The following is a 19,858-nucleotide window of genomic DNA, read 5'->3' as shown; positions in this document are numbered from 1 at the left end:
GGTGCGACGTTCTCTCGCGATCCTGCTCGGCCGCCTCGCGCGGTTCGCGACGCGCCTGAGGGGAGGCGGCTCCGCCTTCCCCGGCTACCTGGTGCGCAAGATCTGGCCCCGCTTCATCGAAGACGTCTCGGCTCAGTGGAGCCATGGTGTCATCTTCGTGCTGGGTTCGAACGGCAAGTCCACCACCACGCACATGGTCTCCGAGCTGCTGCGCGCGCACGGCCTGAAGGTGTTCACGAACCCCACGGGCGCCAACCTGCCGCAGGGTATCGCCTCGGCGATGCTCTCGGAGGTGACCGTGTCCGGCCGTCTGCCGGCCGACGTCGCCGTTCTCGAAGTGGACGAGGCGTTCTCCGTTGACCTCGCGCAGCTGTTGCGCCCCCGCACGGTGCTCATGCTGAACTGTCAGGTCGACCAGCTGTACCGCTTCTATGAGACCGAGCGCGTCGCCGACATGATGCTGGATGCCTCGGTGCTGGCGAGCGAGAACATCGTCACCAACCGAGAGGACCCGTTGCTCAGCCAGGTCGGGTCGCGCCTCGGGAGCCGTTCGACACCGAGGGTCTCGTACTTCGGCGCGAGCGACGACGTGCTCCGCGCGAGCAAGCACGGGCTCCTGGGAGCACCGGACTTCCGCGACGAGACGGCGGAATCCCGCCCCGTCGCGCTCGGCGAGGTGCGCTCGTTCGGCGGACGGGATGCAACCATCGCCGTGGGTGACGAATCGATCACTGTCGAGTTGCCTGCCCGGGGGCTTCACTACGCGGTCGATGCCGCGGCGGCCTCGGCGACCGCGTCGCTCGTGCTCGGGAGCACGTTCGACTCGGCGAGCGTGATCGAGGCGTTCGCCACGATGCGTCCCGCGTACGGCCGCGGCGAGGTCATCCCGTTCGGCGACGAGAGTGTCGAGTTCGTCATGTTCAAGAACGGGCCGAGCCTGCAGCTGAACCTCGATTCCCTGCTGACGCCGCCGCAGCAGGTCATGTTCGCGCTCGACGAGGGGACTCCGGACATCTCCTGGATCTACGACGTGTCGTTCGACTCGCTCGACCACGTGGATGTCGTCACGGGGGAGAAGGCCTGGCAGGTCGCCCTCCGCCTGGAATACGCCGGCGTGCCGGTCGGCAGCGTCGAACCGGACCTCGAGAAGGCCATCGAGCTGATGCGCCGGATGCCGTCGCCCACCGAGGACCGCAAGCTCTGGTTCGTCAACTACGAACAGATGATGCTGGCGCGCAAGTTCCTCGGATTCCCCGATCTGGAGACCCGCCTGTGAACGACGCGACCGACGAGAACGCGCGGAAGGCTGGGCCCTCATCGGGCGGGACCATCCGCATTCTGCAGCTGTACCCCGATGAGCTCGGCGTGACCGGTGACGCCGGAAACGTCGACGTGCTCCGCATCAGACTGGAGCGATCAGGTCACACTGTCGCGATCGAGACGCACCGGCCAGGAGCCTCCCTCGGTACGGAGCCGGATCTCGTCGTGATCGGCAACGGCCCGCTCTCCGCTCTGCGGCGTGTGCTTCCCGATGCGCTCCGCCACCGCCTGACGATCGCGGAGTGGGCCCAGCGGGTCCCGTTCTTCGCTGTCGGTGCGGGTCTCGAATTGCTGTGTGCGCGCATCCACGATTCCTCGGGCGATCTCGATGGTCTCGGCGTGCTGGGCGCGGAGGCGCACCGCGGCCGCCGTCGGCGGGTCGGCTACGCGATCGCCGAGACGGACGAGGGGACGATCACCGGGTTCGAGGATCAGGCCACGGAGCTGACGGGCGTTCAGACACGGTTCGCCACGATCGTGCGCGACGTGACAGGGCCGGCCTCTCGGCCCGACGGCGTACGGACCTCCACCATCATCGGCACGCTTTTGCAGGGACCGCTGCTCCCGCTCAACCCGCTGCTCGCCGATCACCTCGCGGGGGCAGCGGCTCGGCATGCCGGCATTACGTACGTTCCGGATGCCTCGCTCGCTCACTACGACCGGCTGGCGGCTCACGCGACCGAGCGTATGCGCAGCCATGTCGCCTCGGTGTTCACGACGATTCAGTGATCGCCGTGCGCACCGCAGGGCCAGATACGACGCGAAAGGCACGTTCGTGACCGCTGACTCCCGCCGGCTCGCCGTGCGCCTCGACCGGCTCGCGGCGAATGTGCGCCGATACCGCCAGGCGGCGCACGGCCTGATCGCCCGGGTCGACCACGACGGGTTCGGGCTGGGGCTGGTCCCAGTAGCCAGGGAGTGCGCGGATGCGGGTGCGGACCTGCTCGCGGTCGCGGACTTCGACGAGGCGGTGCGGGTGCGCGCTGCCGGCGTCAGCATCCCGCTGCTGGCCTTTCGCCCCGACGGCGCGTCCGTGGCGGGCCTCGGCGTGGTCGCCGCAGCCGGGACACGCGCTGAAGCCGAGCGTGCCCTGGATCGCGGAGCCGATGGCATCCACACCGTGATCGACTGCGGAGGAGCGCGGCGCGGATTCGCACCGGACGACGCCTCGGGCATGGCCTCCGTGGCGTCGATCGCGCCGGTGGCGGCGCTCATGGGCGTCGCAGACCCGCGGGTGGCGCGCGACCACGCTGGCGACGCTTTGCAGCGGGCTCGCGGCACAATCGGAACCGGCGTCCCTGCCCACCTGCATGGCACCCGCGGGGTGCTGGCCGGCCGTGGTGCCGATGACGAATTCGTCCGCGTGGGGCGCGGGCTCTATGGCATCCCGTATCCCGACGGCACCGCGACCGGATCGGTCGTCGCACGCCTCACCGGGCGCGTCGTGCTGACCAAGCGGATCGCTGCGGGGGAGGGCGTCTCGTACGGGTACATCTACCGCGCCGAGAAGGACGGACGCATCGCCTTGGTCACCTGCGGGTACGCCGACGGCGTGCCGCGCATCGTCGGCAATGACGCCGAGGTCGCCATCGGCGGCCACCGCGCCCGGGTGATCGGCCGCGTGGCGATGGACGTCGTCGTCGTCGACCTGGGCGGTGTGACGGCGCAGTCGGGCGACGAGGTCGTCTTCCTCGGCGATCCTGCCGAGGGTGAGCCCGGACTGGCGGAGTGGGCGCGCATCACGGGACGCGACACCGTCGAGCTCGCTGCCACCATCGGTCCCCGCGTGATACGGAGCTACCAGCGATGACCGAGACGCCTCCACCGACGCACGCGCTGGTCGATCTGGCGACGTTCGATGCGAACCTGGATGCGGTGCGAGACCGCGTCGCGCCCGCGCGCCACATGTTCGTCGTCAAGAACGACGCGTATGCGCACGGTGCCGATGTTCTCGTGCCCCGAGCGGTGCAGCGCGGCGTGGAGTGGATCGGTGCTCTCGACATCGAGACGGCGCAGCACGTGCGTGCGCTCGTCGGGGACGACGTGCGCGTGTTCGCCTGGCTCCTCAGCGCCCGCGACGACCTCGCCGGAGCCGCCGGCGAAGGGATCGACCTGGGCGTCGGCGATCGGAGCGTGCTCGAGGCGGTCGCTTCGGCGGGCACCACGAGTCCTGTGCGCGTGCACCTCAAGGTCGACACCGGCCTCAACCGCAACGGCGTGCGCCTCGAGGACTGGGAGCCGTTCGTCGCGCGCGCGGCCGACCTCCAATCGGAGGGCCGCATCGTGGTCGAAGGCATCTGGAGCCACATCTCCGAAGCCTCGGATGACGACGACGACCATGCCCGCACCCGATTCGAGTCGGCGCTGGACGCGACAGCGGCGGCGTCGCTCACACCGGCATGGCGGCATCTGTCCGCCAGTGCCGCCTCATTCCTTCGTCCCGAGTTCCGATACGACCTGGTGCGGGTGGGCGCGTTCGCCTACGGCATCTCGCCCGCCGGCGGCCCGCACGAGCCCGAGCTCGGAATCAGCCCGGTGCTCTCGCTGCGCACGCGAGTCGTCGACCTCCGTGACGGGGAGGCAGTGCTTCCTCTCGGCGCCTGGCACGGCGTACCGAGTATTGCCGCGGGCAAGGTGCACGTGGGCATCCACGGGTCCCGAGCCCGCGTGCTGCGCATCGAACGCGAATGGATGTCCGTGGCCGCGCCGCAGGGCAGCCGTCTCGGCGACGAGGCGGTGCTGTTCGGCCCCGGCGATGACGGAGAGCCGACGGCCACCGAGTGGGCCGAAGCGATCGACACCATCGGCGAGGAGATCGTGCTCGCCGTCGACCGGCGCATTCCGCGCATCTATCGCTGACGGGCATCCCGCACAGCACGATGCCCCACAGCATGCGCTGCGGGGCATCGTGCGAAAGACCGGGGAAGGATCAGGCGCGCTGATCCTCGAACAGCCGTGCGGTCTCGTCATGCCAGTTGGTGGCGATGCTCGAGAGCTTCTCGTGATGCTTCTTCGCGTGGTGTGCGCAGAACAGCAGATCACTTCCGTTGACCGTGACCCGCACGTATGCCTGGGCGCCGCACGCGTCGCAGCGGTCGGCCGCGGTCAGTGCCGGGCCGGAAGGAAGCTCGTCGGTACCGGGGGTGGCGACATGGCCTGCGTAATTCGACATGCTGGGCTCCCTTCTGGTGAAACAAGGCTCCGTATCGGAACCTCACGCATCCATACAAGCACGTCGGCACCGGCGGCACCGTCGAATCCGGAGGCATTTCGCTGTGCGCGTAGGTTCGGGCCGCGGCCGTGGCGCGCCCTGCGCCGAGGACGGGTGTCGGTGCGCTCGAGCGCTCCTCCCGCTCGTTATCCTGGTGGGCGGCCCGCTCTCGCACGAGCGGTGACGAGACGGCGACAACGGGAGACTTGCGTGGCGACCAACGACTATTCGGCCAGACACCTTTCGGTGCTCGAGGGGCTGGAAGCCGTGCGCAAGCGACCGGGCATGTATATCGGATCGACCGACGCCCGCGGTCTCATGCACTGTCTCTGGGAGATCATCGACAACTCGGTCGACGAGGCGCTCGCGGGGTTCGGCTCCGACATCGAGGTGCTCCTGCACGCGGACGAAAGCGTGGAAGTGCACGACAAGGCACGAGGCATCCCGGTCGACATCGAGCCGAAGACGGGGCTCTCCGGTGTGGAGGTGGTCTTCACCAAGCTGCATGCCGGGGGCAAGTTCGGCTCGGGTTCCTACTCCTCCTCCGGCGGCCTGCACGGTGTCGGCGCGTCGGTCGTCAACGCCCTATCCGAACGGCTCGACGTCGAGGTCGACCGCAATGGGAAGACCTGGGCGATGTCGTTCCATCGCGGAGAACCCGGCATCTTCGCCGACAAGGGTGAACCCGATCCGCTGTCGCCGTTCACCCCGTTCGAGTCGGGCAGCGAACTGCGCGTGGTGGGCAAGGTCGCCAAGGGCGTCGCCGGCACGCGTATCCGATACTGGGCGGACCGTCAGATCTTCGGCAAGGGCGTGGAGTTCAGCGTCGACGATCTGGTCGGCAGGGCGAGGCAGACGGCCTTCCTCGTCCCGGGCCTGACCATCGGGATCACGGATGCCCGCACCGACGTTCCCGAGCGCACGGAGTTCCTCTACGAGGGCGGCATCAGCGAGTTCGCCGATTACCTCGCGCCGGACACGGCGGTCACCGACACCTGGCGCATAGCGGGCACCGGCACGTTCACGGAGACGGTGCCCGTGCTGAGCGACCACGGCGCCATGGTGCCCACCGAGGTTCAGCGCGAGTGCGAAGTCGACATCGCGCTGCGCTGGGGAACCGGGTACGACACCGTGTTCCGCACGTTCGTGAACATCATCGCGACTCCGAAGGGCGGTAGCCACCAAGCGGGGTTCGACGCCGGGCTGATGAAGTTCTTCCGCCAGCAGGTGGAGCAGAACGCTCGCCGGCTCAAGGTGTCGGCGAACGAGAAGCTCGAGAAGGACGACATCCTGGCCGGGTTGACCGGCGTGCTCACCGTACGGCTTCCCGAGCCGCAGTTCGAGGGCCAGACCAAAGAAGTGCTGGGCACACCGGCCGTGCGCGGCATCGTGACGAAGGTGCTCACCGACGGACTCTCCGCTCGCTTCTCCTCCTCGAAGCGCGACGACAAGACGCAGTCCGCTCTGCTTCTCGACAAGATCGTCTCCGAGATGAAGTCGCGCATCTCCGCGCGCGCCCACAAGGAGACTCAGCGCCGCAAGAACGCCCTCGAGACCTCGTCCCTACCCGCGAAACTCGTCGACTGCCGCTCGAGCGACGTGGCACGGAGCGAACTCTTCATCGTCGAGGGAGACTCGGCGCTGGGCACGGCACGGCGCGCCAGGGACAGCGAGCACCAGGCGCTTCTGCCGATCCGCGGCAAGATCCTCAACGTGCAGAAGGCATCCGTCTCTGACATGCTCGGCAACGCCGAGTGCGCGGCGATCATCCAAGTGATCGGAGCGGGCTCGGGCCGAAGCTTCGACATCGATGCCGCCCGGTACGGCAAGGTCATCGTGATGAGCGACGCGGATGTCGACGGTGCTCACATCCGCACGCTCCTGCTGACGCTGTTCTTCCGCTACATGCGGCCGATGATCGAGGCCGGACGTGTGTTCGCCGCCGTGCCGCCGCTGCACCGCGTGATCGCCATCAACCCGGGCTCGAAGCCGAACGAGACCATTTACACCTATTCCGATCAGGAGTTGCACACCGTTCTGACCGGGCTGAAGAAGGCCGGCAAGCGCTGGCAGGAGCCTCCGCAACGCTACAAGGGCCTGGGCGAGATGGATGCCGATCAGCTGGCATCGACCACGATGGATCGCACCCACCGCCTGTTGCGCCGCGTGCGACTGGACGACGCGGAGCGCGCAGCACAGGTCTTCGAGATGCTGATGGGCAACGACGTCGCACCCCGCAAGGATTTCATCGTGACCAGCAGTGACCAGCTGAGCCGCGAGCGCATCGACGCCTGAGCACATCCATCCCTGCGGTCGCAGCCGTACGCCTGCGTGCGGTCAGCCCATTCCCGCAGGCGCGGCCATGCGCCCCTAGGCGATCAGCCCATTCCTGCGGGTTCGGCCATGCACCAGGCGATCAGCGCAGCGTCGTCCCGACCGCGCCGATCACGGCGTCGAGCGGGGCGCCCGACGCATCGCGCTTGCCTGAAGGCTCGGGAAGAGCACGGGTCGTGCCGTCGCCGGAGACGGCCAGCGCCGGACCTTCGCCCGCCCATGCCAGCGAGAGCTGGTCCTCGCCCTTCAGGAAGCGCTGTGCGCGCACGCCGCCGGTCGCCCTGCCCTTGGCCGGGAACTCAGCGAACGGCGACACCTTGCCGGAGCCCGGGTTCGTGCCTGCGAGCGTCTGGCCTGAGGTGGCGATGGTCACGACCACGGCCGCCTCGGCACTCGCCTGCCGGATCACACCGAAGAACAGCGCCGCCGCGCCGGCGCCGAGCTTGATGCCGGCCATGCCGCCGGCGCCACGACCCTGCGGACGCACCGACGAGGCCGAGAACCGCAGCAACTGGGCATCCGAGGCCACGAACACGAGCTCGTCGTCGTCGGATGCCTCACTCGCGCCGACCACGCTGTCGCCGGGTTTCAGAGAGATCACCTCGAACTCCGGCCTGTTCGCCCAATCGCCGACACTGAGCCGTTTCACGACTCCCTGCGCCGTCCCGAGTGCGAGCGGAATGCTCGAGTCCGAGGCCACGAGAGCGAGAACCTGTTCGCTCCTGTCCGTGAGGCCGACATAATCAGCCACCTTGACGCCGGCGGCGAGCTGCACCGAGTTCGCCGGCACCGCGGGGAGATCGACCGGGGTGAGACGCACGATGCGGCCGCGGCTGGTCACCGCCCCGATCTCGGTCCGTGTCGTGGTGTCCAGGGTGGCGCGCACCGCGTCGTGCTTGCTGCGTCGTGCCGGAGGAGTGATGCGGGGCGCGACGCCCTCCGCGCCCGGTTCGAGGTCGACCCGCACGAGGCGACCCGTGGCCGACAGGATGACGCGGCACGGCACATCCGCGACCTCCAGCGCCGCCTGCGCCTTGGCGCCCGAGACGGCCTTGGACGGCTTGGCCGAGGTGAGCAGTGTGCGACGCGGAGTACCGAACCTCTCCGCCACCTCTGCCAGTTCCTGAGACACGACGTCTCTGATCCGCTGATCGCTGGCGAGGATGCCTTCGAGCTCCGCGATCTCGGCGAGCAGGTTGTCACGCTCCGCCTCCAGTTCGATGCGGGAGAACTTCGTCAGTCTGCGCAGACGGAGCTCGAGGATGTACTCGGACTGCACCTGGCTGAGGTCGAAGACCTGCATCAGGCGCGTGCGAGCCTGATCGCTGTCATCGCTGCTGCGGATGACCTGGATGACCTCGTCGATGTCCAGGATCGCGATCAGCAGCCCCTCGACGAGGTGCAACCGCTCGCGGCGGCGTTCGAGCCGGTAGCGCGACCGCCGGGTGACGACGCTGACACGATGGTCCAGGTAGACCCGAAGGAGCTCCCTCAGACCCAGCGTTCGCGGGCTGCCATCGACGAGCGCGACGTTGTTGATCGAGAAGCCGTCTTCCAGCGGCGTGTAGCGGTACAACTGCTCCAGCACGGCCTGCGGGCTGAAGCCGGTCTTGATGCCGATCACGAGGCGCAGGCCGCGGCTACGGTCGGAGAGATCGGTGACGTCGGTGATGCCGGCCAGCTTCTTCGCGTTGACCCCGTCCTTGATCTTCTCGATCACCTTCTCCGGACCCACCAGATAGGGAAGCTCGGTGACGACCAGCCCGGTCTTGCGAGCCGTGATGGGCTCGACGGCCACCTTGGCGCGCGTGCGGAACGTGCCTCGACCACCGGCGTAGGCATCCTTCACGCCGTCCAGTCCCACGACGATGCCGCCGCCGGGCAGGTCGGGCCCCGGCACGAACTCCATCAACTCGTCCAGCGACGCTTCGGGATGCTCGAGCAGGTGCCGCGCGGCCCCCACGACCTCGACGAGATTGTGCGGGGCCATGTTGGTGGCCATGCCGACCGCGATGCCGCTCGCGCCGTTCACCAGGAGGTTCGGGATGGCCGACGGGAGCACGTCGGGCTGCATGAGCTGGTTGTCGTAATTGGGGACGAAGTCGACCTCGTCCTCGTCGGTTCCGTTCGTCATGGTGAGCGCCGCCGGCGCGAGTCTCACCTCGGTGTATCGCGCCGCCGCGGGCCCGTCGTCGAGTGAGCCGAAGTTGCCGTGTCCGTCGATGAGCGGCAGGCGCAGCGTGAAGTCCTGGGCCATGCGCACGAGCGCGTCGTAGATCGCCGAGTCGCCGTGCGGGTGCAGCTTGCCCATCACCTCGCCCGTGACGCGCGCCGACTTGACGTGCGCGCGCTCGGGGCGCAGACCCATCTCGCTCATCTGGTAGAGGATGCGACGCTGCACCGGCTTGAGGCCGTCACGGGCGTCGGGCAAGGCCCTCGAGTAGATCACGGAGTAGGCGTACTCGAGGTACGAGCTCTGCATCTCGGTGGAGACGTCGATGTCTTCGATGCGCTCCGGGGTCTCGGATTCGGCTGCCGGCGTGCGGGCCGATCTGCGGTTGTCTGCTGCGCTCATTCGTGCAATCTCGAGGGGTGACGGCGGTTTCGATTCACGCCGTGCGACTACGGATCCCAGCCGGCGCCTGTGTGCCAGACTGGCTGCGTGGGGACAATGCTACCGGCCGGCTTTCCGTCCACGACGAGCCTTGCCGACGTGATGACGAGTTGCCTGTCCGCGATCACGGGCGGTCAGGCATCCATCCCGATCCCTGCGGTGTCGCGCGCTGTGGTGGTCGTAGCGGACGGCCTCGGTGCCCACGCGCTGAAGGCGCGCTCCGGCCATGCACGTTTCCTCGGCCTGCGTCTCACGAAGGCCTCCACCATCGACAGCGGATCGCCGACGACCACTGCCTCGGCGATCGCCACGCTGTGCACTGGCGTGATGCCCGGCGACCACGGCATCGTCGGCTACAAGGCGCTGAACCCGGCGACCGGCACGGTGATCAACCACCTCAGCGGCTGGACGGGTACGCCCGACCCCGCCACATGGCAGCGGCATGAGACGGTTTTCGAGCGTGCCCTGCGCGAAGGCGTGGCGGCCTACGCGGTCGGACCGGCTCGCTATCGCTCGTCCTCATACACGGCCGCGGTGCTGCGCGGCGCCGAGTACGTCGCCGCCAGCAGCATGCAGCGTCGTATCGAGATCGTGCGCGAGCTCTTCGATCGCGGCGGCAAACGGCTCGTCTACCTGTACGTGCCCGAGCTCGACGTTGCGGCGCACGCCGAGGGCATCGCCTCGAACTCCTGGCTCATCGCCCTCGAGGAGCTCGATTCCGTGATGTCGGCCCTCGCGCGGTCCCTTCGTCAAGGAGAGGGCGCATTCGTGACCGCGGACCACGGCGTGCTCGACGTTCCCGCGTCCTCCCACGTGCTCTACGACACCGTGCCCGAACTCGTGGATGGCGTACAGCAGGTCGCAGGAGATCCCCGGCTGCTGCAGCTCCACCTGGGAGCCGACGCGACGTTCGGCCAAGAGCAGGCGCTGGCCGCGGCGTGGCGTGAAGCGGAGGGACACCGGGCCTGGATCGCGACGCGATCCGAGGCGATCGACGCCGGCTGGTTCGGACCTCGTGTCGACGAAGAGGTCGTCGGGCGCATCGGCAACGTTCTCGTCGCCGCACGTGGCCGCGTCGCCTACTACAGTTCGGCGCCGGAGCACGCCAAGTCGCGGTTGATGGTCGGACAACACGGCTCGTTCACTCCGGAGGAGCAGAAGGTACCGCTCGTCCGGCTCGGAGCCTTCGAGTAGAGATCGACGCCGTCAGGCGGGATTGTCGTCAGGCGAGATCGTCGTCAAGCGAGATCGTCGTCGGTGCGTGCGCCGAAGACGATCTCATCCCAGCTCGGCATGGACTTGCGTCCGCGCCGGCCGCGCACCGGCCCCGTCGAGTTCGGCCGCTCGGCCGCCTGACGTTCGCTCCCGGCCGGCTCCGCGGACGCCTGCGGCAACGTCGCCGGGGTCGGGTCGCCGTCTGCAGCGCCCGGGTCGTCGAACGTGTCGAGCGGCACATCCACGGCCTGCGGCGCCGAGTCGCGAAGCCCGGCGGCCTCGCGTTCCCCGCGACGCTTGCGCAGGGCTTCCAGAAGGTCTGCTGTCTGGTGCACGTCCCGCGGTTCGTCGTCGGCAGCGCGCTTGATCGCCTGAATGCTGACGGCGTTGTTCACGTTCTGCGGCGCGCGCGATACGGAAGCGTCGGGGCGACCGGGCGCTGCGGACGACTCGTCCAGCGTGAACGCTCCGCTGTCGAAGCGCGAGTCGTCCGGAACGGGCAGCACAGGCGTCACAGCGCGCAGTCGGGGGATCAGGCCGGTCTGCAGCTCGCCCTGCTGGGACAGCGTGTGGGCATCCGCGTTCGACGGCGCCAGTGCGAGCTTGCGCGGCTCGAAGGTCCAGCGTGCGTCGTGGTCGACGTCATCCGCCACGAACGTCAGCTTGACGATCCAGCCGCCCTCCGGCTCCTTCCAGCTCGTCCATCGCTCGCCGGTGGCGCCCACGGAGACCAGCCGCTCACGGATGACGCTGCCGAAAGTGTCGCCCTCACTCAACGGGTCGATGTCCGCTCCCGTGCGTACGGGCACGCTGAGTGCGGAGGCGACGATGTGCTCGCGCTCGGCAACAATGGGGCTCTCGAACCGTTCGACGTAGCCGATGGCGGCACCGGTGAGCTCCGCCACCTCCTCGGCCGACAGTCCCGAGCGGATGTGCGCCTGGATCTCACGGGGCGACACCTTGGGCCCGGTGACCGGTTCCGGCTTGATCTGGCGCAGCCTCGACTGCAACATCTCGTCGATGGCGATGCGGAACCGCTCACCGTTGCCGTTGGCGGCGAGCAAGGCGCCGTTCTCGACGCCGATGACTTTCAAATCCTGCATGCGAAACGCCTCTTTCGACCTCGTTGCGTTCGCCCATCACCTTGCCACGAACCGGCCCGAAAACACGGGAATAGCCGGGGCGCGCCGTCAGTTGAACGGGAGCGAAATCACCAAGACTGAAGATGCGCCGTGGCTTGTTTGCTATTCCAGGTTCCCTGGTGCAAACTATGCCCGCCGATTTCTTCGGTCGGCATTCAATTGAGAAGTGGATGGGAATGGCAACCGATTACGACGCGCCGCGCAAAACCGACGACGATTCGGAGTCGATCGAGGCTCTGAAGGAGCGGGTACCCGACAAGATGTCGGGGGTGGTCGACGTCGACGATGCCGACAACCCGGGCGGTTTCGAGCTGCCCGGCGCCGACCTCTCCGACCTCGACCTGGACGTCGTCGTGCTGCCTCCGCAGGCCGACGAGTTCACCTGTGTCAGCTGCTTCCTGGTGAAGCATCGCTCGCAGATGGACCACGAGACGAAGCTCGGTCCGATCTGCGTGGAGTGCGCGGCCTGACGTCACGTCACGCGAAAACAAGGAGCCGGCGACCGAGGTCGCCGGCTTCGTCGTCTCTGATCGCGCATCTGTGAGGCTGCTCAGACGCCGGTGCGATGGAGTGACGCCTCAGCCGAGCCGATCGTTGAGCGCGCGGGCCAGCTCGGACGGATGCCGCGACGACAGCAGCCAGTACGGTGCCGGGTCGTTCACGTCGAGAATCGGGATGCGCACGACACCGGAGGCGGAACCGCGGATCAGCGGCCAGGCGCGAGCATCCAGGAGTCGTCCGCGCTGCAGGCTCGCCTCGCTGCCGTTGAACGCTTCGCTTGCGCCGAGGTAACGGCGTTCGATGTGCGCCTTGCCCGCGTGCAGTTCCTCGTCGGTGACCTCGATGGTGGGGGAGCCGACGACCAGTCCGAAGACGCACGCGGCGTACAGCGCGACCGCGCTGACGATCCCGACTGTCATGTTGATGGGGGCGAAAACGATGATGCAGGCCGGGATGATCAGCGCGGATCCGATGAACATCCAGGGGGCGGCCCACAGCCGCTCGCGGTACACGGTCATGAGACTATTCGACCAGACTTCTGCACTACCCTCGACACGTGACCGAATCCGTCGATGTGCTGACCACGGCCTCTGCACCGCCGCTGTACGCCCATCACGACGACGCCGGCGCGGATCTCTGCTCCACGCAGACGGTGACGCTGGCGCCCGGCGAACGTGCGACCGTGGGCACCGGGGTCGCGATCGCTCTGCCCGAGGGTTTCGCGGCGTTCGTGGTGCCTCGCAGCGGGCTGGCCGCCCGTCATGGCATCACCGTCGTCAACTCGCCGGGGACGGTGGATGCCGGCTACCGCGGCGAGATCCGCGTCACGCTGCTCAACACCGACACCCGCGTGCCATACGCGGTGAGCGCCGGTGACCGCATCGCCCAACTCGTCGTGATGCCGGTGACACGTGCGCGGTTTCTCTCGGTCGATACCCTGCCGGAGAGCGTGCGCGGAGAGAACGGATTCGGGTCTACCGGATACACGGAACGTCGATCAGGAGAGAACGCGTGAGCGACACAGGCGACACCGCCGACGAGGACTGGGAGAAGTCGGCACCCGACGATCGGGAGACCGACGGGCCGTTCGACGACAGTGAGGCCAACCCGGTCCGTCCCTACATCGACCTCGGCGGCGTCAAAGTGCTCCCGCGCGAAGGGTTGCAGTTGCGCCTCGAGGTCGAAGAGGAGTCCGGCCGCGTGGTCGCCGTCGGACTCGACTACGCGGGTTCGACGCTGCAGGTGCAGCCGTTCGCCGCCCCACGATCGACAGGACTGTGGCACGAGATCCGCGCTCAGATCGCCGATCAGATCCAGCGTCAGGGCGGCCGAACGAGCGAGCGGAGCGGCACCTTCGGTCCCGAACTCGTTGCCGAGATCCCGGTCGCGCAACCCGGAGTCCCCGGAGAGACGCGCATCGCGCGCTTCATCGGGGTCGATGGACCTCGCTGGTTCCTTCGCGGCGTCATCGCGGGGGACGCCGCGGTGGATGCCGCTGCCGCGGAACAGGTCGAGGACCTGTTCCGGAGCATCGTCGTGGTGCGCGGGACTCAGCCGATGCCGCCACGCGACCTCATTCCGCTGCGCATGCCCGCGACGCCGAGCGACGCGTGACCGCTGACGATCGCGAGCGCGAGGGCGAGGAGGCCCCGGCGCTCGGCAAGGCCATCGCGGAGGCAGCGGGGCAGTCAGGGCTCGGCGCGATCGCTGCGCACGGAGCGCCGACCGGAAAGGCGCTGTTCGCCGCCATGGGCGGCATCCGCGGACTCTGCGAGACCGTTCTGCCCGGACTCGTCTTCCTCGTCCCGTTCACCGTGCTGACGAGCATCCAGCAGCCATGGGCGCAACAGTCGGCCATGCCGATTTCGCTCGGAGCCTCCGTGCTCATCGCGCTCGTCTTCACTGTCGTGAGGGTGATCGGCAAGAGTCAGGTCACTCAGGCCATCGCGGGACTCATCGGCGTCGCGGCCTCCGCGATACTCGCTCTCCTCACCGGGAACGCCGCGAACAACTTTCTTCTCGGCTTTCTGATCGACGCCGGCTACGGTCTGGCGATTCTCGTCTCCATGCTGGTGAGGTGGCCGCTGCTCGGTCTCGTGATCGGCTACCTGATGGGCGACGGTGTCGCCTGGCGCGAGGACTCAGGCAGACGCCGGGTCATGCAAGCACTGACGGCCTGCTGGCTCGGGCTGTTCGTCGTGAGACTCGCCGTGCAGCTCCCTCTCTACTTCGCGGGTCTGACGGTCGCCCTCGGGTTCACGAAGCTTCTGATGGGGCTGCCGCTCTACGCGTCTCTGGTGCTCGTCTCGTGGCTCGTCGCGCGCGCCGTCTACCCTGCTCGGAAAGCGGATGAAGACCCCGAGAGCTGACCCCCGCCGCTGCCGTGCCGACTCGCCACAGTGTTACAGTTATCTCGACATCAAGATAAATTCCCCGTGATCGCGAATGCCGTCCTCACGCGGCGGGTAAGGCCCGCCTTGCTAGAGAGAACGCAGCAGCGGTCGCCAGAATGAGGAACACGGGACTTGTCGCTCCCGGTGCCGACGAAGGAGAGGGCAGCGTGTCTGCGGACAACGTTTCTACAACCAACAGCTTTGGAGCTCGAGACACCATCACGGTGGGTGCGAAGGACTACGAGATCTTCCGGATCGACGCGGTCGCGGGCTACGAGAAGCTTCCGTACAGCCTGAAGGTGCTGCTGGAGAACCTGCTGCGCACGGAGGACGGTGCGAACGTCACGCGCGAGCAGATCCAGGCTCTCGGCAACTGGCAGCCGTCCGCCGAGCCGGACACCGAGATCCAGTTCACTCCTGCCCGCGTCGTGATGCAGGACTTCACGGGAGTTCCGTGCATCGTCGACCTCGCCACCATGCGTGAGGCTGTCAGCGACCTCGGCGGCGACCCCGACAAGATCAACCCGCTGGCGCCTGCCGAGCTCGTCATCGACCACTCCGTCATCGCCGACGTCTTCGGCACCGTCGATTCGTTCGAGCGCAATGTCGAGCTGGAGTATCAGCGCAACGGTGAGCGGTACCAGTTCCTCCGCTGGGGACAGACCGCGTTCGATGACTTCAAGGTGGTGCCCCCGGGAACCGGCATCGTCCACCAGGTGAACATCGAGCACCTGGCGCGCGTGACGTTCACTCGCGAGACGGACGGCACGCTGCAGGCGTACCCCGACACCCTGGTGGGGACCGACTCGCACACGACGATGGTCAACGGTCTGGGCGTGCTCGGCTGGGGCGTCGGCGGCATCGAGGCCGAGGCGGCCATGCTCGGCCAGCCCGTGTCGATGCTCATCCCGAAGGTAGTCGGATTCAAGCTGACCGGATCCATTCCCGCAGGAGTGACCGCCACGGACGTCGTGCTCACGATCACGCAGATGCTCCGCCGCCAGGGCGTCGTCGGCAAGTTCGTCGAGTTCTACGGCGCCGGCGTCGCCCAGGTGCCGCTCGCGAACCGCGCCACCATCGGAAACATGAGCCCCGAGTTCGGCTCGACCGCCGCCATCTTCCCGATCGACGATGTCACGCTCGACTATCTGCGCCTGACCGGTCGTTCCGAGGAGCAGGTCCGGCTCGTCGAGGAGTACTCGAAGACTCAGCATCTCTGGCACGACCCGTCGACGGAGCCCGTATACAGCGAGTACCTCGAGCTCGACCTCGGCACGGTCGTCCCCTCGATCGCGGGGCCGCGCCGTCCCCAGGACCGCATCGAGCTCACGAATGCGAAGAACCAGTTCAACACCGACCTGAACGACTTCGCACCCGAGCACCACGACATGGTCGACCTCGCCAACTCCGACTCGTTCCCGGCTTCGGACCCGAACGCGTTCACCCCGGAGGACGAGAACGAGCACTACGACGAGACCCATCCGGTCAGCCACGCGCCGTACGAGGCGTCGAAGCCGACGGAGGTGCGCACCAAGGACGGCTCGTTCACCATCGACCACGGCGCGGTCGCCATCGCGGCGATCACGTCGTGCACGAACACCTCCAATCCCGAGGTCATGCTCGCCGCCGGCCTCTTGGCCCGCAACGCGGCACGCAAGGGTCTCAAGGTCAAGCCGTGGGTCAAGACCACGCTCGCTCCGGGGTCGAAGGTCGTCACGGAGTACTACGAGAAGGCCGGACTGACCGGATACCTCGAGGACCTCGGGTTCTACCTCGTCGGCTACGGGTGCACGACCTGCATCGGCAACTCCGGACCGCTTCCCGACGAGATCTCGGCTGCGGTCAACGACAGCGACCTCGCGGTCACGGCGGTGCTCTCCGGCAACCGCAACTTCGAGGGACGCATCAATCCCGACGTGAAGATGAACTACCTCGCGAGCCCGCCGCTCGTGATCGCCTATGCACTCGCGGGGTCGATGAACTTCGACTTCGACGCGGACGCCCTCGGCCATGACGGCGACGGCAACGCGGTGTACCTGAAGGACATCTGGCCGGACGCCGCCGAGGTGCAGCACACGATCGACGACTCCATCGACCAGGAGATGTTCACCCGCGAGTACGCGAGCGTGTTCGACGGCGATGACCGGTGGCGGTCGATCCCGACGCCGACCGGTTCCACGTTCGAATGGTCAGCCGAGTCCACCTACGTGCGCAAGCCTCCGTACTTCGAGGGAATGACGCTCGAGACCACCCCGGTGGTCGACATCGACGGTGCCCGCGTGCTCGCCAAGCTCGGCGACTCGGTCACCACCGACCACATCAGTCCCGCGGGCTCGATCAAGGGCGACAGCCCGGCCGGCCGTTACCTCACCGAGCACGGCGTGCAGCGCAAGGACTTCAACTCCTACGGCTCTCGTCGCGGCAACCACGAGGTGATGATCCGCGGAACGTTCGCGAACATCCGTCTGAAGAACCAGCTCCTGCACGGCGTCGAGGGCGGCTACACGCGCGACTTCACGCAGCCGGACGGGCCGCAGACGTTCATCTTCGACGCATCCGAGAACTACCAGGCCGCCGGGACTCCGCTGGTGATCCTGGCCGGAAAGGAATACGGCTCCGGCTCGTCCCGCGACTGGGCGGCCAAGGGCACGACACTGCTCGGCGTGCAGGCCGTGATCGCGGAGAGCTTCGAGCGCATCCACCGGTCGAACCTCATCGGGATGGGCGTAGTCCCACTGCAGTTCCCCGCGGGCGAGTCCGCGGGCAGCCTCGGGCTCGACGGCACCGAGGCGTTCTCGATCACGGGTCTGACCGCGATGAACGAGGGCGGCACGCCGAAAACCGTTCACGTGACAGCGACTCCGACCGAGCACTCGTCGGAAGGCAAGGAGCCTGTCGAGTTCGACGCCGTGGTGCGCATCGACACGCCGGGAGAGGCCGACTACTACCGCAACGGCGGCATCCTGCAGTACGTGCTGCGCAGCCTGGTGGCCTGAGGGGAACATCGGATGCCGTGGGGCCGGAAGCGCGCGTCGCTCCCGGCCCCACGGTGACCGCGCCGTTCGGGCATGCGAAGACAACCGGCGCGTCGCGGCCGGTGCCGATGCGTAGACTCGTGGGGCAGGAGCGAAAGGCGGCGGGAATGACCCTTCTCGAGACGATCCGAGGTCCACGCGATCTCGACGCTCTCTCGAAGGAACAGCTCGATGTTCTGGCAGGCGAGGTCAGGGATTTCCTGGTCGCCAACGTCGCCAAGACGGGCGGCCACCTCGGACCGAACCTCGGCGTGGTCGAACTGACGATCGCCCTGCATCGCGTGTTCGACTCACCGCGCGACGCGATCGTCTTCGACACCGGGCACCAGTCGTACGTTCACAAGCTCCTCACGGGCCGGCAGGACTTCTCCGACCTGCGCATGACGGACGGGCTCGCCGGATATCCGCAGCGCGCCGAGTCCGAGCACGACATCGTCGAGTCATCCCACGCGTCGAGCTCGCTGTCGTGGGCGGACGGGATTTCGCGCGCGTTCTCCATGACCGGACAGCGTGACCGGTATGTCATCGCAGTGGTGGGCGACGGCGCCCTCACCGGCGGAATGACCTGGGAAGCACTGAACAACATCAGTGACGACAACGACCGGCGCCTGATCATCGTCGTCAACGACAACGGCCGGTCGTACGCCCCCACGATCGGCGGCATGGCCCGGTTCCTCAACGGGGTGCGCACGCGGCGCGGATACAAGCACCTCTATCTGAGCTCACGGGCGGTCTTCAACCGCCTTGGCGCGCCCGGACGCGCCATGTATCGGGGCATCCGTGGCGGCGTGCACGGCTTCCTCTCCCGGTTCTCGAACAACGAGGCGCTCTACTCGAACCTCGACATCAAATACATCGGTCCGGTTCACGGGCACGACATCGCGGCGCTGACGCAGGCGCTGGAGCAGGCCAAGTCGTACGACGCGCCCGTCATCGTGCACGCCATCACCGAGAAGGGACGCGGCTACGAGCCCGCCCGACTCGACGATGCGGATCAGTTCCACAGCGTGAGTCCGATCGACCCGGAGACCGGGAAACCCATCCACAAGGCCTCAGGGATCTCCTGGCCCGCCGTGTTCGCAGACGAGATCGTCGCGCTGGCGGAGAAGGATCCGACCATCGTCGGCATCACCGCTGCGATGCTCCGTCCCGTCGGACTGCACCTCTTCGCCGAGCGATTCCCCGAGCGGGTCATCGACGTCGGCATCGCCGAGCAGCACGCCGCCACGAGCGCCGCCGGCATGGCCTTCGGTGGCATGCACCCGGTCGTCGCGCTCTACGCCACGTTCATGAACCGGGCGTTCGATCAGGTGCTGATGGATGTCGGCCTGCACAAGGCCGGGGTCACGTTCGTACTGAGCAGTGCCGGGGTGACCGGGCCCGACGGCCCGAGCCATCACGGCATCTGGGATCTGGCGACGCTTCAGGTCGTTCCCGGCATCCGGATCGCCGCCCCACGAGACGGCGATCGGCTTCGTGAGGAGCTCGAAGAGGCGGTTGCTGTGAAGGACGGGCCCACCGTCGTACGGTATCCGAAGGGATTGGTGCCCGCGCCGATCGAGGCGGTGCGCCGCACGACCGACGGCGTCGACGTGCTGCGGGAGGACCCTTCTCGCGATGTTCTGATCGTCTCCGTGGGCGGGATGGCGACCACTGCGCTCGACGTGGCGGAGCGATTGAACGCGCAGGGGATCGGATGCTCCGTCGTCGATCCGAGGTGGGTCGTGCCCGTCCCGCGCAGCGTGGTCGAGCTCGCCGCGCGGTACCGCCTCCTCGTGTGCGTCGAAGACGGCGTCCGCGTGGGCGGAGTGGGCACGCGCATCCGTCAGGATCTGCGCGAGTCCGGTGTCGACACCGCCGTCACAGAGATGGGATTGCCCGACGAATTCCTCGCACACGGCGCCCGGGCGGACATCATGGAGCGAACGGGCATGACACCGCAGCACATCGCGAGCGACGTGATGGGCATGGTGCTCGGTTCGAAGCTCCCGTATGCACGCGGCGTCAGCGGAGACACGGGAGCGCAACCGATAGTGGTGCGCGCGAAGGAGTAGACCGAGCGCGGCTCGGGCGTGGTCTTCACCGAACGACGT

At 67.7% G+C, this 19,858-nt stretch carries 16 protein-coding genes; 12 read left to right on the top strand and 4 right to left on the bottom strand.

Annotated elements, in window-relative coordinates:
• Position 1: 1 nt before the first annotated feature.
• From H623_RS0103180 to H623_RS0103165, 4 genes are read left to right on the top strand one after another with little or no spacing between them, the layout of a single operon-like run.
• A complete protein-coding gene (locus tag H623_RS0103180) occupies positions 2-1,276 on the top strand; it encodes a MurT ligase domain-containing protein (protein ID WP_022899501.1) in 1,275 nt (424 codons plus the stop codon).
• Positions 1,273-2,049, top strand: coding sequence for a glutamine amidotransferase (locus H623_RS17485; protein WP_022899500.1), 777 nt, complete (start codon positions 1,273-1,275; stop codon positions 2,047-2,049). Before H623_RS0103180 ends, H623_RS17485 begins: the two co-directional genes overlap by 4 nt.
• A 46-nt stretch (positions 2,050-2,095) precedes the next feature.
• Entirely contained in the window at positions 2,096-3,130 is a 1,035-nt protein-coding gene (locus tag H623_RS0103170; RefSeq protein ID WP_022899499.1) for an alanine racemase, read from the top strand.
• Complete coding sequence (locus tag H623_RS0103165; protein WP_022899498.1) at positions 3,127-4,179, top strand: alanine racemase; 1,053 nt, start codon at positions 3,127-3,129, stop codon at positions 4,177-4,179. Before H623_RS0103170 ends, H623_RS0103165 begins: the two co-directional genes overlap by 4 nt.
• Positions 4,180-4,249: 70 nt before the next feature.
• Here H623_RS0103165 and H623_RS17480 read toward each other — a convergent pair whose 3' ends face one another.
• Positions 4,250-4,492, bottom strand: a complete 243-nt coding sequence (locus H623_RS17480) for a DUF7455 domain-containing protein (RefSeq protein WP_022899497.1) — start codon at positions 4,490-4,492, stop codon at positions 4,250-4,252.
• A gap of 249 nt (positions 4,493-4,741) precedes the next feature.
• Here H623_RS17480 and H623_RS0103155 point away from each other — a divergent pair, with 249 nt between their 5' ends.
• Positions 4,742-6,826 (top strand): DNA gyrase/topoisomerase IV subunit B, encoded by a 2,085-nt coding sequence (locus tag H623_RS0103155; protein WP_022899496.1) that lies wholly within the window; start codon positions 4,742-4,744, stop codon positions 6,824-6,826.
• Between the two features lie 121 nt (positions 6,827-6,947).
• Here H623_RS0103155 and H623_RS0103150 read toward each other — a convergent pair whose 3' ends face one another.
• Positions 6,948-9,440, bottom strand: a complete 2,493-nt coding sequence (locus H623_RS0103150; RefSeq protein ID WP_022899495.1) for a DNA gyrase/topoisomerase IV subunit A — start codon at positions 9,438-9,440, stop codon at positions 6,948-6,950.
• A gap of 96 nt (positions 9,441-9,536) precedes the next feature.
• On the opposite strand from H623_RS0103150, the gene H623_RS0103145 reads away from it, so the two are divergent.
• On the top strand, positions 9,537-10,673 hold the full coding sequence (locus H623_RS0103145; protein ID WP_022899494.1) for an alkaline phosphatase family protein: 1,137 nt from the start codon (positions 9,537-9,539) through the stop codon (positions 10,671-10,673).
• 44 nt (positions 10,674-10,717) lie between these two features.
• Here H623_RS0103145 and sepH read toward each other — a convergent pair whose 3' ends face one another.
• Positions 10,718-11,797, bottom strand: a complete 1,080-nt coding sequence (sepH, locus tag H623_RS0103140; protein ID WP_022899493.1) for a septation protein SepH — start codon at positions 11,795-11,797, stop codon at positions 10,718-10,720.
• A 215-nt stretch (positions 11,798-12,012) separates the two neighbouring features.
• On the opposite strand from sepH, the gene H623_RS0103135 reads away from it, so the two are divergent.
• A complete protein-coding gene (locus H623_RS0103135) occupies positions 12,013-12,306 on the top strand; it encodes a DUF4193 domain-containing protein (protein ID WP_026939855.1) in 294 nt (97 codons plus the stop codon).
• A 108-nt stretch (positions 12,307-12,414) separates the two neighbouring features.
• Here H623_RS0103135 and H623_RS0103130 read toward each other — a convergent pair whose 3' ends face one another.
• Complete coding sequence (locus H623_RS0103130) at positions 12,415-12,855, bottom strand: DUF3093 domain-containing protein (RefSeq protein ID WP_022899491.1); 441 nt, start codon at positions 12,853-12,855, stop codon at positions 12,415-12,417.
• 38 nt (positions 12,856-12,893) lie between these two features.
• Here H623_RS0103130 and dut point away from each other — a divergent pair, with 38 nt between their 5' ends.
• The 5 genes from dut (at position 12,894) to dxs (ending at position 19,819) form a co-directional block, all read left to right on the top strand.
• A complete protein-coding gene (dut, locus tag H623_RS0103125) occupies positions 12,894-13,352 on the top strand; it encodes a dUTP diphosphatase (RefSeq protein ID WP_022899490.1) in 459 nt (152 codons plus the stop codon).
• Positions 13,349-13,951 (top strand): DUF3710 domain-containing protein, encoded by a 603-nt coding sequence (locus H623_RS0103120; protein WP_022899489.1) that lies wholly within the window; start codon positions 13,349-13,351, stop codon positions 13,949-13,951. Before dut ends, H623_RS0103120 begins: the two co-directional genes overlap by 4 nt.
• The gene (locus H623_RS0103115) at positions 13,948-14,706 is read left to right on the top strand and encodes a DUF3159 domain-containing protein (RefSeq protein ID WP_022899488.1); all 759 of its coding nucleotides are present in this window, start codon (positions 13,948-13,950) and stop codon (positions 14,704-14,706) included. Before H623_RS0103120 ends, H623_RS0103115 begins: the two co-directional genes overlap by 4 nt.
• 140 nt (positions 14,707-14,846) lie before the next feature.
• Positions 14,847-17,726: an aconitate hydratase AcnA gene (acnA, locus tag H623_RS0103110; protein ID WP_084485532.1), complete on the top strand. Its 2,880-nt coding sequence runs from the start codon at positions 14,847-14,849 to the stop codon at positions 17,724-17,726.
• Between the two features lie 146 nt (positions 17,727-17,872).
• Positions 17,873-19,819, top strand: a complete 1,947-nt coding sequence (gene dxs, locus H623_RS0103105) for a 1-deoxy-D-xylulose-5-phosphate synthase (RefSeq protein ID WP_022899486.1) — start codon at positions 17,873-17,875, stop codon at positions 19,817-19,819.
• Positions 19,820-19,858 lie beyond the last annotated feature (39 nt).

It is taken from the genome of Humibacter albus DSM 18994, assembly GCF_000421825.1.
Lineage (GTDB): Bacteria > Actinomycetota > Actinomycetes > Actinomycetales > Microbacteriaceae > Humibacter > Humibacter albus.
The sequence above is the reverse complement of the archived record's forward strand: the minus strand, read 5'-3'. Positions and strand labels throughout refer to the sequence as shown.

Bases quoted from the DNA above. Each gene is read 5' to 3' on its own strand.
- H623_RS0103145 (WP_022899494.1), top strand. From the start codon at position 9,537: ATGCTACCGGCCGGCTTTCCGTCCACGACGAGCCTTGCCGACGTGATG.
- acnA (WP_084485532.1), top strand. From the start codon at position 14,847: ATGAGGAACACGGGACTTGTCGCTCCCGGTGCCGACGAAGGAGAGGGC.
- H623_RS17480 (WP_022899497.1), bottom strand. From the start codon at position 4,492: ATGTCGAATTACGCAGGCCATGTCGCCACCCCCGGTACCGACGAGCTT.
- H623_RS0103165 (WP_022899498.1), top strand. From the start codon at position 3,127: ATGACCGAGACGCCTCCACCGACGCACGCGCTGGTCGATCTGGCGACG.
- H623_RS0103135 (WP_026939855.1), top strand. From the start codon at position 12,013: ATGGCAACCGATTACGACGCGCCGCGCAAAACCGACGACGATTCGGAG.
- dxs (WP_022899486.1), top strand. From the start codon at position 17,873: ATGACCCTTCTCGAGACGATCCGAGGTCCACGCGATCTCGACGCTCTC.
- H623_RS0103150 (WP_022899495.1), bottom strand. From the start codon at position 9,440: ATGAGCGCAGCAGACAACCGCAGATCGGCCCGCACGCCGGCAGCCGAA.
- H623_RS0103130 (WP_022899491.1), bottom strand. From the start codon at position 12,855: ATGACCGTGTACCGCGAGCGGCTGTGGGCCGCCCCCTGGATGTTCATC.
- sepH (WP_022899493.1), bottom strand. From the start codon at position 11,797: ATGCAGGATTTGAAAGTCATCGGCGTCGAGAACGGCGCCTTGCTCGCC.